Below are 15,111 nucleotides of genomic sequence, written 5' to 3' on the forward strand. Positions count from 1 at the left end.
ACTGTCTTAGTCAACGATGGTATTAAGGGCTACGGCTGCAGATTTATTGGCGGGTAATAACTTGATATTCCAACGTAAGGTACGGTATTCAGAAAAAGGAATTTTTACCATTTTGCCATCGACTTTGCGCATCAGTGGCATATCAGCATAATTCTTGCCATCGATACTGCCTTGGGCGCTAGCGGGAGATACCTCACCATTAAAAGTCATATTAGCTGGAATGGGCAGGGTAACTGCTAAGTCATTGATATTTTCATTGATGGTATTGCTATAAGTTGCTTTGTACTGAATCACAGTGCCCTTAGGTGCAGTCCGAACTGGTAAGTAACTAATTTTACCTTCACTATTTTTAACGACCTTGTTAGCGGTTAGCTCCATTTTTAGAGCTTCATCTGCATAAGCTGTATTTAACAAAAATACCGATGCTAAACTGGCTAATAAGGCAGTACGTAAAATGTTAAAACCTTTCATATAGTATTCCTTGTTTACACTATTGTTATTAATGAGACTTAAATGTCATCTTATATGATTCAAAAATCGCAATCAGTAATATATAAAAGTTTAGGTAACATCAAATTTTTTCTTAAGGCTATTGTCACAAACTAAATACAAAATTTCACTATAAATAAGACAAACGGCATTTTGAAGTGACTAAACGGTAGAAGCCCCGTCTTTCAAGATAGGGCTTTTGTTGAAAAAGGCAGAATTTTCAGTGTTGAGAATAATGCAAGAGAAAACGATGACTAAGGATTTGCTGTGGTGCCATATTTGGTATTGAGGTAAAAAACGCGATTGTTTCTTGCATTGATGGTAAGGGTTCTGGTTTTGACTTCACCATTTGCTCCAATAGCTGGATTCTCGGCAGCGTTATAATCAGTGGTTGAAAGTGGTGGGTTGGCAAGTACTGATGTGACTTGAGCGCCGTTTACCCCTTTTTTCTGCAGCACATCTCGCATCACAAAATCGCTGATCACGATATTTGCACGATTGGTGGCGGTAATTCTATAAGCAATACATTGTCCTGGATCAAGATTACCTGTGATACTGCCTTCACTAAAGCCAGTCCTAGGGTTTGTATTACCTGCAGCATTAAGATTACTAGCAGTATAATTTATGTTTGTAGGACAATTGTTCACATATTGAGCTTTTCTAAGCACCAACGCCGCATTTTCCACAATGACTCTACCGAAGTTGTTATTAGGATAATTATAAGTGGTTGATGAAAAACCAACTTTTGTAATCTCATTGCTAGTGCGAATAGGATAAGTAGTACCACTACGGCTCTCTAATAAACAAAGATTGTTGTTGTTTGCCAATGTTGTTTTAGGAATACTGATTTGATACTCACCGATAGGAGCGTTGTCTCTAATGACCGATTGTGTTGGATACGTCGTAGAGGTATTAGCGCAGTTAGCCAATCGTACCGTACTACTTGCAATCCCTGTTTCTTGAGGCGGGTTAAACGCACCATTAAAGTAATTGTTATTATTGGCGTAAGGGCCGGTAGTGATATTTGCGTTAGTGGCATCGGCATTATTACCGGTTATACCACCGTTATCATCAAATACTGTACCAGAAAATACGTATTGAGGAATATAGCAGTAATTGTCTACTCGAAAGTCAATTTCTTGATTGGTTGGTGATGCTGAAAGGCGACCTGTGTTCGTATAACGAATTCTCACTGAAGCGACTGGTTGAGAAAATCGTACAGAACCTTGGCAGGCTGTACCTAGATCTTTTGCTGGGCAGTTAAAAGTACTAGTCGTAAATAAACCTTGTGCGTAGGAAATGTTGGAGCCAGTTATGGATTGAAATACACCCTCGATAGGAGTGCCTGCTTGAGTAATACCAGTAATCTGAACGTAGTCATCAAAACTATTGCCATTACTATTTGCATAATCAATATCGAACGCACTTAGTGCCACATTGGTCAAGTAAATAGGTTGTGTCGTTATACTGTTGCGAAATTCAAGCGTGATGTCCGTAAAAGCGGCTGTATTAGGGAACGTTCGTCTTATGTTGACAGCACTGGTACCTGATGTAGTAATGACACCGAAGTTTGATGTTGTAGTACTAGCACTAGATTCTACTGTGTTCATTTTAATTTGCAATGGGATACTGCCTGAGGCGTTACCTGCGATATTCACATAATTATTGGTATTAACTGCAGATACTAGATTGGTGTAATCCGCATTAGTTAAGCTGCCTTGAGATGCACCTGTAACACCTTCGCAAGTTGCACCTGGATTAGGTGCAAGTGCGAATGATGAATTGCTGATCGTAAGAAAAATCATCGCTGTCATCAACGCCAACATTCGATATAGATATTCACCAAATAATTGTGAAACTATTGCATTTACGAAGCGCTGAGTCTGATACATATTGCTATCCCTATAAACTGATATTCACTAACAATCATTTATGTAAATACGCACGATAAACATAACCAAAAATCTGTGTATATTACGTAATTCATCATATTAAGCAATAATTTTGTAAATTTCCTAGAAAACAGATGAATGGCAGATTTACTATGACCAAATACATATATTTCTGCTAAATATTATATTTATCGCTCATTACAAACAATCTCCCAACAAACCTCCCAAATATCTCAAAAAACATAATCACTATTTATTTTAAAAATACTTGTCATATTGGCATTTCTTTATAGCTATAAACAATACGTGAATAAACCCCTATAATAGAGCGTCAATATCATTTGATGATGAAAGTCGCATATCGGCTGTCGTTTACTTTTACTACGATGTCTGTTTGAACCCCATGCCAAGCTACAGTTGCTGATTATGAGCAACTGGTCTGTAATAGCCAAGACATATAATGGAATGACGAGATGCAGCAAGGAAGGCATTAGGTAAATCGTTTGCTTACGAAAATATGTATAACTCTGTGATTTAATAATACCCTGCCACCGTGTAGGGATGACTGATAAAAAAGGATTAGAGAAGATGAATTATTACAAGGATGCTGATAGCAGCGAAACTCAGGAATGGCTGCAAGCTTTTGAGTCTGTGATTAAGCATGCCGATAAAGATCGTGCGCAGTTTTTATTGAAAGCCTTATACAATATGGGGGTGCAAGAAGGCCTGCCATTTAACCGTTTAGATACGGCCTATATCAATACCATCGCCGTTGAAGATGAGCCGATGTACCCAGGTGACTTGACGATCGAGCGCAAGATTCGCGCCTTGATTCGCTACAATGCTTTGGCAATGGTGATGCGCGCCAATAAAAACGATGACGATTTGGGTGGTCATTTAGCCTCATTTGCTTCTAGTGCGACGCTATATGAAACTGGTTTTAACCATTTCTTCCGCGCGGCCAGCGATCATTTCGGCGGCGATATGATTTATTACCAAGGTCACTCAGCGCCAGGTATGTATGCCCGTTCTTATCTTGAAGGTCGCTTGACTGAAGATCAGTTGGATAATTTCCGCCGTGAAGTCGGTGGTAAAGGGTTATCAAGCTATCCACATCCTTATTTGATGCCGGACTATTGGCAGTTCCCAACGGTTTCGATGGGATTAGGTCCTATCATGTCAATCTACCATGCCCATGTACATCGCTATATGGAAAACCGTAAACTGCTAGAGTCAGAAGGTCGTAAGATTTGGGCGTTCTTAGGTGATGGTGAAACAGATGAGCCAGAAAGCTTAGGTGCTATCTCTCTTGCTGGTCGTGAAAAGCTGGATAACCTGATTTGGGTCGTTAACTGTAACCTACAGCGCCTCGATGGTCCTGTTCGTGGTAATGGTAAAATTATTCAAGAACTTGAATCCGTATTCCGCGGTGCAGGCTGGCGAGTGATTAAAGTGGTTTGGGGCGGTAACTGGGACAGTCTGCTTGCTAATGATGATACTGGTGTCCTTAAACACCGTATGGAAGAGACAGTCGACGGTGAGTATCAGCTATATGAAGCGCGGGATGCCAAATTTACCCGTGAGCATTTCTTTAATAAGTATCCTGAATTAAAAGAGATGGCAGATGCCTTAACGGATGAAGATATTTCACGTCTGAACCGTGGTGGTCATGATCCGATGAAGGTTTATGCCGCGTTTAGTGAAGCCATGAAAACCAAAGGTCAGCCGACGGTTATTTTAGTGAAGACCGTCAAAGGCTATGGTCTATCTACCACCCAAGCGGTTAACAAATCGCATCAAGTTAAGAAGCTTGATCAAGAAGCATTGGTGTACTTCCGTGACCGTTTTGATTTGCCATTTACTGATGAGCAGTTAGAGACGCTACCGTTCTATCGTCCAGCTGAAGATTCAGCAGAGATGAAGTATCTAAAAGGTCGCCGTGAAGCCTTGGGTGGCCATTTGCCAAATCGCCGTAGTGGGCATATTCCTTTGAATATCCCTGATTTATCTATCTTTGATCGTGTTTTAAAAGGTAGTAACGGTAAAGAACAATCAACCACCATGGTGTTTGTGCGTCTATTATCAGCAATGCTAAAAAACAAAGACATCCAAGACCGCGTCGTACCTATCGTACCTGATGAAGCGCGTACCTTTGGTTTGGAAGGTATGTTCCGTCAATTGGGTATTTATTCAGCAGTTGGACAAAAATATACGCCTGAAGACAGTGAAGCCTTGATGGGTTATAAAGAAGCCATCGATGGTCATATGTTAGAAGAAGGTATTAACGAAGCGGGTGCAATGAGTGCGTGGATTGCGCTGGCAACCAGTTATTCAGTGAATGCGCTACCGATGATTCCGATGTACATCTACTACTCTATGTTCGGTTTCCAGCGCATTGGTGATTTGGCTTGGGCGGCTGGTGATTGTCAAGCACAGGGTTTCTTACTTGGTGCTACAGCAGGTCGCACGACGTTAAATGGTGAAGGCTTGCAGCATCAAGATGGTCATTCGCAAATTTTATTCAACGTCGTTCCTAACTGTGTGAGCTATGATCCGTGCTTTGGTTATGAATTGGCAGTGATTATGCATGATGGTTTACGCCGCATGTATGCTGAAGGTGAGCGTATTTATTACTATCTCACCGTGATGAATGAGAATTATGAGCAACCTGCCATGCCAGAAGGCGTTGAAGAAGGCATCAAGCGTGGTATGTATCTGTTAGAAGATAATGGTTCTGCGCAAGTTCAGCTGTTAGGTTCTGGTGTTATTTTACGTGAAGTGCAAAAAGCGGCACGTATCTTAAAAGACGAGTTTAATATCACATCGAACGTCTGGAGCGTCACCAGCTTTAATGAGTTGACACGTGATGGTATGGCGTGTGATGACTATAATCGTCTACATCCAATGGATGAAGAGCGCGTGCCATGGATTACTGAACAGCTTGCACCGCACGAAGGTGTGGTCGTTGCCGCAACGGATTATATGCGCAACTATTCAGAACAGATCCGTGCTTGGTTGCCAGATAGCCGTCCATATACCACTTTAGGTACTGATGGTTATGGTCGCTCCGATACCCGCGAAAATCTCCGTAGCTTCTTTAACGTTGATGCCGCTCATATTGTTGTTGCTACTCTAAAACGCTTGGCTGATGAAGGCGAAGTAGAAATGCGTCTGGTTAAAGACGCGATCTCTAGCTTAAATATCGATATCGATCATCCGCCTGCATGGCAGCAACAGCCATATTATGACTATTCTCCAGACGCTCCAGCACCTGGTAACATCAATCCGATTCCTGTACCTGAGTTTGTCGCTGAAGATGATGATGAAATCAGCAGTGAAGGTCGCGCCGAAGATCAAGCCGATGCAACCTTACTTAATAATGATGATGTCGAAGAAAAATAACCATAAGACAAGGAAATGAAAAATGGACATTAAAGCCCCCGATTTGGGTGTCGATAGCGCCGAAGTCAGTGAAATTATGGTTGCAGTTGGTGATGTCATTGCAAAAGACGATAATATTATTCTACTTGAGTCAGACAAAGCTTCGGTCGAAGTGCCAAGCTCTGCTGCTGGTAAAGTGACTAAAATCAGTGTTGCGATTGGTGATAAAGTCAGTGAAGGTATGGTGCTAATCGAGCTTGAAAGCGAAACTGACAGTCAAGATGACAATCAAAGCGTAGAAACACCTGCTGCTGACACTCAAGAGAAATCTCTTGATGGTGAGCAAGAAGAAACGCAAAAAGAAGAGCAGAGCGATAAGGCGCCAGCTGAGTCAAATACTGATCAACCTGTTCAACAAGCAGCATCAGCGACCACGCATGCGCTCCCAGATTTAGGCGTCGATGAAGCGCAAGTATCTGAGATTATGGTCAGTGTCGGTGATATGGTCACTGCTGATCAGTCTATCTTGCTGATCGAGTCAGATAAAGCGTCGGTTGAAGTACCAGCGCCACAAGCCGGCAAAGTTGAGAAAATACTGATACAAGTAGGCGATATGGTTGCCAATGGGCAAGACTTTATTGTCATCATTGGTCAAAGCTCAGACAATGCTAATGCTACGAGTGAAGCCAAAGCACCAGTCGCTCAATCGCAAGATTCAAAACCAGCAGTGAGCGAGCAAAAGACTGATTCAAGTCAGGAAGCTGCTAAACAAGCTACGACTGAGCCTAAACAAGTTGCTAGTACTACTGCAAAAAGCAGTACAGGTAATAAGCTGACCGAAGCACAAGTCAATGAAAAAATGGTTGATGTCTATGCTGGTCCCGCCGTGCGTAAACTTGCCCGTCAGTTGGGTGTGGATATTAGCCAAGTAACAGGTTCAGCACTGAATGCACGTATCTTAAAAGAAGATTTGTTTGCTCATGTGAAGCAAAGCTTGACGACAAAACAAGCTGCACCCGCTACTGGAGCCGGTGTATCTAGAGCCAGCTTACCAAGCTTACCTGATATGAGTAATATTGAAATTTGGGGCGAAACAGAAACCCAAGACTTAACTCGCTTGCAAAAGGTGTCGATTCCACAGCTGAATTACAACACTTACTTGCCACAGGTGACGCAGTTTGATTTGTCTGATATCACTGAGACAGAGCAGCTGCGTAGTGAGCTTAAAGGCAGTATGAAAGCTGAAGGTGTTGGACTGACAATTTTAGCCTTTATTGTCAAAGCAACGGCTTATGCATTGACCCAGCATCCACGTTTTAACAGTCATTTAAGTGACGACAATACCCAAGTCATCCTACGTAAAAGCGTAAATATGGGGATTGCAGTAGCAACAGATGATGGCTTAATCGTGCCAGTGATTAAAAATGCTCACGAAAAAGGTATTAAGCAAATTGCGATTGAAATCGGTGAGTTGGCCATCAAAGCCCGTGATAAGAAACTGAGCACCAAAGATTTGCAAGGCGCAAGCTTTACTATCTCAAGTCAAGGTATCTTGGGTGGTACGGCGTTTACGCCATTGGTGAACTGGCCACAAGTTGGTATTTTGGGGGCATCAGAAGCGACGATGCAACCGAAATGGAATGCTGATAAGCAAACTTTTGAGCCGCGCTTGATGTTGCCATTGTCATTATCATATGATCATCGTGTGATTAATGGGGCTGATGCGGCAGTATTCACGCGTTATGTCGCAACATTGCTTGCTGACCCGCGCCGTATCTTGCTATAAACTTTAGTATTACTTAAATATGTTATGAATCATAAAAAGACTGTCTGCGGATGGTCTTTTTTATAGCTGTTATTGCAACAAATGATAGATAAATAATAGACACAAAAAAGCCAGTAACTAAGCTGGCTTTTTCTATTTATGATATTTAGCTCATAATTCTTCTAAATTAGAATTGTTTTACAAAGGCAACGCCATAAACCCAAGGGCTGATGTCGATTTCGCCAATAGCAGTACCGTTTAAAGTAGCGTCTGTTTTGATGTCCATATAACGGGCATCAATACGGAAAGACTCAGAGGCAGCAAATGGGATATCAAGACCGATATGACCAGCAACACCAACGCTATCATCAAGCTTTAATTCAGTACCTACAACATTTGCTTTTTCTTTAAAGAACATCGTGTAGTTTACGCCAACACCCACAAACGGTTTTACATTCATAGGTAGGTTATAATCATCGAAGTGATATTGTAGAGAAAGCGTTGGTGGTAAATGCTGAGTGCTACCAGTGATCTCATTATTTAAGGCATCAGTTAAGGTAAAGTCATGATGAAATGGAATGGCAGCGAGTAGTTCAACACCAACGTTATTAGCGATAAAGTATTCACCACTGATGGTTGGACGGACATCGCCATCAATATCTACAGCATAGTTTGTGCCACCTGTAGTGACATCACCATTATCATTTTTAGGATCAACATAATGCGCACCAGCGGCAACTGTCCAAGTGCCTGCAGGCACAGCAAAAGCAGTGGTCATAGTAAGTGCAGTAGCAGCGGCTAAAACTAGGGATTGTAGTTTCATCGTTTAATTCCTTAACGTTTAGATAATGGTCGCTAGCTCCTGAGGGATGTCATAAGTTAGCAACATATAATGTTAGGCTAGGGATTAACCTGTAACATCTGCTATCTATTATAGTACAAATACCTTACTAATAGTAAGGTATTAAGCGGAATGTTCAGATATTTATGCGTAAAGTTACAATCAGAAAGGTTTGGATACGTTAAAGTTTATGGCATAACCTATTTTGATTGTAGGTTTTTGCTATTATTGATATGCCATTATTTTATAAAGGGATCGGTTATTTATTATGCTTGGCTACTGTAGTAATTCTCCACTGCGCTGTGACAACGCTCTCTCATTGATAGTGTTAGACCAAATAGATTCTTGTTGCCCGATCTGTGGCTTATCCTTGCTACCTGCCCAAAAACGTAGTCATGAGTGGCGCGCTGAAGAGCGGTTATTGCGCATAGCGTTTTTCGCCGTTGCTATCATATTGGTTTTGGTTGTCTACATTTATTATACAAAGTTAGTATAATCAGACTCTCATAACGGCTTTTTTGTTCATCCAAGCTCGGTGTTACACCGCATAGGGACGGCATGCTATTTCAATCTATACGGCGCTTGCGTCTTTTTGTCTATAATATTTTGCAAAACGATGAGCATGATACGCTCTTTAGTCGCTGTGTTGATTATTTCCTTATTTTTTTGATTATGGCAAACGTCACGGCGGTGATTGCAGAGTCTGTTGATACTTGGTACTACCCTTATCAAGAATACTTTACGTGGTTTGAAAATTTTTCTATTGTGATATTTTCTATTGAATATTTGCTTCGCATATGGAGCGTTGCTGAAGCCAAGCCAAGCAATACTACATGGCGACAGCGCTGGGATTGGCTAAGAAGTCCATCTGCATTGATTGATTTGATTGCCATTGTCCCTGCCTTTTTGAACTTCTTTGTCAGTATAGACTTGCGTTTCTTGCGTATTTTACGTCTGTTTCGTATTCTTAAGTTGACTCGTTATTTTGCCTCATTGCGTATTTTGTTGGTGGTTATTAGTAAGGAAAAAGGTTCCTTCCAAGCGGTTATTTTTATCTTAATAATTATGATTGTGACCGCTTCTAGTGGTATCTATTTAGTAGAAAATCATGCACAGCCAGAGGAGTTTGAATCGATACCAAAAGCCATGTGGTGGGCGGTAGTTACTCTAACAACGGTAGGTTATGGTGATGTGACGCCGATTACCAATGCTGGCAAAATATTAGGCGCTATCATTACTATATTGGGCGTTGGTTTAGCAGCGTTACCTGCTGGTATTTTGGCAACCGGCTTGGCAAATGAGCTCAGTCAGCGCCGTGAAGAGCTTGAGCAGGATTTCAGGGGACAGCTGATTGATAGTGATTTTGATTTGGTGCAAAATCAGATGATGATTGAAAAAATCCGCCGCGAGCTTGGCTTAGATAAAGAGCAAGCGCAGGATATTGTGCTGCAAGTGCTGCGTGAGCAAGAACTTGAGCGCCGTGAAAGAGACGTGCAGCAAAAGAATTTTTGTCCACATTGCGGTGAGCGCTTATAGTAAAGGACTAGAGTCAGGGAAAAGTAATATTGATACATCAAGTATGGCTGATATTAATTTTTCTTGCTTGCTGTGCCTACGCAGACAGAGGCTGCAAAAAATTTATACTAGCAGTACTGTAGCGTTTTTTAAGATATTTTAACTATGCCAGTTATCACAGGCTTTCTTCTGTATCGAATCGCCTATATATAAAATAAAAAATGGTCAATGGCTTTGTATAGCGATTGACCATTTTTAATTAAGCGCGGCACATCCTTTTAGCTATAGATGGCTTGCGGGATCGGTAGGGCACGAGCCAATTCATGCGCCACTTGTTGTGCCGCTATTGCCAAATTTGTTGCAGGGAGTGGCAGGTTCTGTAACGTTAGATGCCAGTCATCTACTTCTCGGCGCAAATGGGCAACCCACAGCGTCACGCAATCGCGTGGCAGCTGCTTTAAATTGACCTCAAAAGAGCGGTTACCTTCATCATCGCTGAGATGAATCTCGCCTTTTTTAACTCTGGTAAAAGGTTGTCCGTAATAGGAGTTGGCAATCAAAGCAATATGCGTGATATGAGCAGGGATTTCATCCAGATATAGTCTGATTTGCTCTTGATCAAGCGGTGCAAGATACATCGCTTGGTCGCCGCGGTCTTTACCATTCAAACTATCGCCTTGATGGCATATCGATTCGGCTTTGTCGCGCAGCTGCTTAAACCAAACGATATCGCTGATGGTGCAGTTGTCATCATATAATACGCAAGCCAAATCAAGATCCATGGAGTTTGCATTTTTATTAAAACGTTTCTTTAATTTTTTAAATAAGCCTGTCTGTTCAACCTTGGTAAATTCATAATTGAGACCAAAAAACAAAGTTCCTGCGTCCAAACCCAACCCTCTTAAGCTGTCTGAAAGTAGTGGCGATGGGGTAGTGGTCGACATAATAATCCTTTTGATACTTGGTTTTTTTATGAGTGAATTAGGTAGATGTAGAAGCTATAAAAGTGCTTGTAAGAATGACTTAAAAAATTAGATATCTGCCACTACTTTATCTAATACCGCTTGATAAAGCAGCTCTGGTTTGGCGTTTAGCAGCCCATTACCAAAACCTCGTAACCACCAAACCAGCTGAGAAGTTAGATTCACCGTTGCTTGTATGGTCAAGGTTTCATCGTTATTGATGCTCACAATTTGGTCATCACTGAGCTTACTTTCTGTTAAGCTTTTGCCTGCTTGTTTGGTAAATTGTAGCTCAATCGCTGTATATTTGCCATGATTGGGCAGTTGGCGGAATAAGGGGTGGCTAAAGCCCATACCACCTGCGTCCAGATAGTTATCTAGCTGAAAATTATCAGGCGTTTTTGCTGCGCTCTCTAATATCTCAACACTGGCAAATCGATGTAGGGCAAAGGTGCGAATGATAGTTTCGCTATCATCAGTGCGGGTCGCGAGCAGATAAATAACCACCCCGCGTTGGATAATGGCAATAGGGTTTAAGGTATATTCGCTGGCTTGGGATTTGTTGCTACGGGTATAGCTGGCTTTGATTTGTAATTGATAAAATAAAGCATGATAAATATTATCTTTACTGTCCAAATCAATGTGCGGCGCAATCAAAGGCTGGGTCGCAGGCTCAATACGAACCCTATCAATCCATGAATGGGTTACTTTGCTGTTTTTAAGTTGGCGCCGTGCCAAATCAAACCAAGGAAATAACTCATCTAAAATAACTGGCGGTAGCAGCTGGCTTAGATTGGCTTCCACCATATTAAAGGCAACCGCTTGTGATAGATTCATATGCGGCAAGCTTTGTAGCGGCGCATCGTCTTCCCAGCGCCAACCTTGTGGATTGGCGTTATTTTTTTCGATAGGAAAACGTTTGGCAAGGGCGTTTAAGTCGCGCTGTACTGTGCGCAAACTGATATCAAAACCTGCCAGTATCAGTTGCTCATAGACATGAGTGGTGCCGACCCAACGATTACGTTGTAATTGTGACAACACTTGCCACTGCCGCGCTGTTGTCGCAGCGCCATGACGACTATCGGCTGCATCATCAGCGGCTTTATTGTCTGAAAGTGCAACAGCGTTTGCTTGCTCATCAGTAGCCTGTTGAGTGTCGCGATTATCGTTGTCAGTATGAGCAATGTCGGTATGAGATACAGTCATGAAAAGATAACCTTTGTAATGTCACGATTATAAAGTCAGCGGGTTATTCACATTGGTATGAGCATGAAAGGACATCAGCAGATGGTTATTATATAGCATTGCACAGAGCACCCTAATATCTAGCGTGCTTCATCTATAATAACTTCTTCTACGATAGTGTCGTTATCCTCTTTAATAAGCTGTTCTTTAATAGCCTTTTCTTTCTTAGAGACTTTATTATTATCTTCTTTTTTTTGGCGTTTGGCTTGGCGTTTCTTTTTGGCTTTCTTTTTTGATTTTTTATCGTCAATATCATCATCTGTGTTTTGGTTTTCATCCCATAGCATCAAACGACTTAAGACTTTACCGAACAGCGTCTCTTTGCGGTAGCGACTTTTCTTATTCACTGTATCGACAGGTAATCCCGTCATTAATGTGAGCGCTTCACTGAGCGTGTGCACCCCATATATATGAAAGCTACCTGCTTTTACAGCAGTAATGATATCGTCGCGCAGCATAAGCTGTTTGACGTTTGCCATAGGAATGACCACGCCTTGCTGTCCAGTCAATTCTTGCTCGCGGCACGCATCAAAGAAACCTGCAATCTTGGAATTGATGCCGCCGACGGCTTGTACTTCACCAAGCTGATTCATAGAACCTGTAATCGCAAGAGATTGATTAATCGGTACGTTTGCTAAAGCAGATAATAGCGCACAGCCCTCACTGACAGTCGCGCTATCACCATCAATATGTGCATAGCTTTGCTCAAAAGCCAGTGAGGCACTAAAATTTAGCGCATGGTGCTGACTAAATAATGCTCTTAAGTAGCTGGTCATAATCAGCATACCTTTGGCGTGCAAGCTACCGCCCAAATCAACATCGCGCTCGATATCTAGGATTTCACCTGTACCGATATTTGGCTGAATGACCGCTGTGAGACGGGCAGGCATGCCAAACTCACTATCGGCATAGCTCACCACTGTTAAGGCGTTGACTTGCCCAACTGCCTCTCCTTGAGTTTGAATAAGCTGTTGACCGTTTTTGAGTTCATCCCAGTAGAGGTCGCGCAAATATCCTGAGCGCTCATCCATATCTTCAATAGCTTGTACCACATGTTTGGCACTGACGATATCCTGTCCGCCCAAACGCGCATGGCGATTGGATTCATGCAACAGCTTAATAAGCAAATCACTGTGCAGACTCAGACGGTCTTGATCCTCTGCTTGCAGACTTAAATGCTCAAGTAGAGCAGCTTGTGCCCTTCTATCAAATGGATAAAGATTGGCGTAATCGATGATGTCTGCCATCTTTCCGACCAACGCGAGCTCGTGCTCATGAGTACGAACTACATCATCGTGGAAGTCAGCACGTACCTTAAATACCGCATCAAACTCCGGCTCAAGCTCCAGTAATTCGTAATACAAATCAGCTTCACCCAATAAAATGACCTTGATATTAAGATCAATGGGCGCAGGCGATAAGGATAAGCTACCTGTTAAGGTCAGCATTTGCTCAAGACTTGAGAGTTTGATTTTACGAGACTGTAATGCACGCTTAAGACCTTGCCACGCATAAGGATGCTCAAGCAGATGACTGGCTTCAAGCAGTAAATAACCTCCATTAGCACGATGTAAAGCGCCAGCACGAATCATGCTGACATCGGTCGTAACCGTACCTAATTGAGTGATCTGCTCTACATGACCTAATAAATTTAAGTGAGTAGGCAAGTCTTCAAAGATAACGGGCGCACCACTATCAGGCTCATGACTGCTAATAACATTGACCGCATATCTACTAGGCGTCGTGGCGAGCAATGCCGTTACAAACTCTTCATCATCTCCATTAACGATACGCTCGACATGAGTAACCATATCGGCAAAGACTACTTTTAGATACTCAACGACCAGTGGTTGAGCACTGAACTGCTCATAAATAGGGGTAAATAACGGCTGTAGTGCCCGCTTGGCAATATTGCGATGTAGCAACTCGATGGCATCATTGGCTTCATCTTCTAATTGCTCTAAAGCAATCGTCAGCTGACTCAGACGTTTTTGCATATGATTTTTTTGAGCGAAATTATTTAGCTCAGTTTCATATTCGCTGCTATATGAACTATCATTAGCCTTAACATCGCTCTCATCGGTGCTAGCGGTCGCCGCTTCCTTATTGTCATTGATAAGGGTATTGTTTTTATGACTGTTAGAGAGTTTGTCTGCTTTATCATCCGTATCGCTCGTTTCTGTTGCAAGCTGGCTTGGATGAACAAAAACGGCTTTATTATCAAACGGCCGAAACGTTAACGCTAGATCATACTGCTTGCCCTCAGCATTGAGCACATCATAGGCATGACTTTCCTTTTGATGCGTGTCATTTTTGATGGCTTCTATCTTGCTTTGATATTGGTCGCTGCGAAAGCGTTGACTCAGCCGTTTTTTGGCTTGTTGCCACAAAGTATTGACTTGATGTTGCAAGACTGCGGCCTGACCAGCAGGTAAGCGCAGTGCCAGCGGCGTACGAGGATCAGTGAAGTTGTGTACATATACCCAATCATCCGGCGTCGGTGCATCGGCTGCGATAATACTGAGCAAGCGACTAATCACCGTACGTTTACCCAAACCATTCTCGCCAGCCGCAAACACATGATAGCCACTAGCATGAATATCGAGTGCCGTATGCAACGCCTTAAGCGCCCGCTGTTGCCCAAAACCAATATCTAAATCTGGTGCGCTACGAGTATCGGCTGGCAGCAGACTGGGTTTACTATAGCGTTTAAGCTGGTTTGTCGCGACGAGGCAGCGCTGACTGACTTCTATGAATATAGGATGAGGTGTAATAGGCGCATCAGTAGCGTTAGGGATATTTTCTTTTTCTACCGACTTATGGACCGTTTTTTTACGTTTTAAGCTTTTATCCAATTTCTTCTTATCTAAGGAATTTTTATCAAATGATTCCTTATTGGCTGAGGGCTCTTTATGGGGATGCTTGTTACTTGAGTCACTAATAGGCATCATAGCCTCTGCGGTATTATCGCTAATGTCTTGTTGGTCTTTATTCAGGGGTATGTTTGTCTGTTCTGTCATA

At 42.3% G+C, this 15,111-nt stretch carries 9 protein-coding genes; 3 read left to right on the forward strand and 6 right to left on the reverse strand.

All coding sequences use genetic code 11. The features are described 5' to 3' along the window. Positions 1–6: 6 nt before the first annotated feature. Both M0221_RS05175 and M0221_RS05180 read right to left on the reverse strand, forming a co-directional pair. The gene (locus M0221_RS05175) at positions 7–471 is read right to left on the reverse strand and encodes a hypothetical protein (protein ID WP_011513385.1); all 465 of its coding nucleotides are present in this window, start codon (positions 469–471) and stop codon (positions 7–9) included. Positions 472–743: 272 nt separating this feature from the next. Further along, a complete protein-coding gene (locus tag M0221_RS05180) occupies positions 744–2,381 on the reverse strand; it encodes a hypothetical protein (RefSeq protein ID WP_483284582.1) in 1,638 nt (545 codons plus the stop codon). A 588-nt stretch (positions 2,382–2,969) separates the two neighbouring features. Here M0221_RS05180 and aceE point away from each other — a divergent pair. Together aceE and M0221_RS05190 are read left to right on the forward strand one after the other, a co-directional pair. After that, positions 2,970–5,783, forward strand: coding sequence for a pyruvate dehydrogenase (acetyl-transferring), homodimeric type (aceE, locus tag M0221_RS05185; protein WP_011513387.1), 2,814 nt, complete (start codon positions 2,970–2,972; stop codon positions 5,781–5,783). A gap of 22 nt (positions 5,784–5,805) precedes the next feature. Continuing rightward, complete coding sequence (locus tag M0221_RS05190) at positions 5,806–7,548, forward strand: 2-oxo acid dehydrogenase subunit E2 (protein ID WP_483284583.1); 1,743 nt, start codon at positions 5,806–5,808, stop codon at positions 7,546–7,548. Between the two features lie 166 nt (positions 7,549–7,714). Here the strand turns inward: M0221_RS05190 and M0221_RS05195 are convergent, their stop codons facing one another. After that, positions 7,715–8,350, reverse strand: coding sequence for an OmpW/AlkL family protein (locus tag M0221_RS05195; RefSeq protein ID WP_483284584.1), 636 nt, complete (start codon positions 8,348–8,350; stop codon positions 7,715–7,717). A 576-nt stretch (positions 8,351–8,926) separates the two neighbouring features. Between M0221_RS05195 and M0221_RS05200 the strand changes: the two genes are divergently transcribed. After that, positions 8,927–9,904, forward strand: coding sequence for an ion transporter (locus tag M0221_RS05200; protein ID WP_020443260.1), 978 nt, complete (start codon positions 8,927–8,929; stop codon positions 9,902–9,904). 257 nt (positions 9,905–10,161) lie between these two features. Here the strand turns inward: M0221_RS05200 and M0221_RS05205 are convergent, their stop codons facing one another. The 3 genes from M0221_RS05205 to M0221_RS05215 all read right to left on the reverse strand — a co-directional run bounded on the left by M0221_RS05205 (position 10,162) and on the right by M0221_RS05215 (position 15,110). Next, positions 10,162–10,827, reverse strand: a complete 666-nt coding sequence (locus M0221_RS05205; protein WP_483284585.1) for a TerD family protein — start codon at positions 10,825–10,827, stop codon at positions 10,162–10,164. 87 nt (positions 10,828–10,914) lie between these two features. After that, entirely contained in the window at positions 10,915–12,051 is a 1,137-nt protein-coding gene (locus tag M0221_RS05210) for a helix-turn-helix transcriptional regulator (protein ID WP_483284586.1), read from the reverse strand. A gap of 119 nt (positions 12,052–12,170) precedes the next feature. Then, positions 12,171–15,110: an AAA family ATPase gene (locus M0221_RS05215; RefSeq protein WP_483284587.1), complete on the reverse strand. Its 2,940-nt coding sequence runs from the start codon at positions 15,108–15,110 to the stop codon at positions 12,171–12,173. Position 15,111: the final 1 nt, after the last annotated feature.

It is taken from the genome of Psychrobacter sp. ANT206 (assembly GCF_056880555.1).

Coding starts and splice junctions, on each gene's coding strand:
- M0221_RS05175 (WP_011513385.1), bottom strand. CDS start 471: ATGAAAGGTTTTAACATTTTACGTACTGCCTTATTAGCCAGTTTAGCA.
- M0221_RS05180 (WP_483284582.1), bottom strand. CDS start 2,381: ATGTATCAGACTCAGCGCTTCGTAAATGCAATAGTTTCACAATTATTT.
- aceE (WP_011513387.1), top strand. CDS start 2,970: ATGAATTATTACAAGGATGCTGATAGCAGCGAAACTCAGGAATGGCTG.
- M0221_RS05190 (WP_483284583.1), top strand. CDS start 5,806: ATGGACATTAAAGCCCCCGATTTGGGTGTCGATAGCGCCGAAGTCAGT.
- M0221_RS05195 (WP_483284584.1), bottom strand. CDS start 8,350: ATGAAACTACAATCCCTAGTTTTAGCCGCTGCTACTGCACTTACTATG.
- M0221_RS05200 (WP_020443260.1), top strand. CDS start 8,927: ATGCTATTTCAATCTATACGGCGCTTGCGTCTTTTTGTCTATAATATT.
- M0221_RS05205 (WP_483284585.1), bottom strand. CDS start 10,827: ATGTCGACCACTACCCCATCGCCACTACTTTCAGACAGCTTAAGAGGG.
- M0221_RS05210 (WP_483284586.1), bottom strand. CDS start 12,051: ATGACTGTATCTCATACCGACATTGCTCATACTGACAACGATAATCGC.
- M0221_RS05215 (WP_483284587.1), bottom strand. CDS start 15,110: ATGACAGAACAGACAAACATACCCCTGAATAAAGACCAACAAGACATT.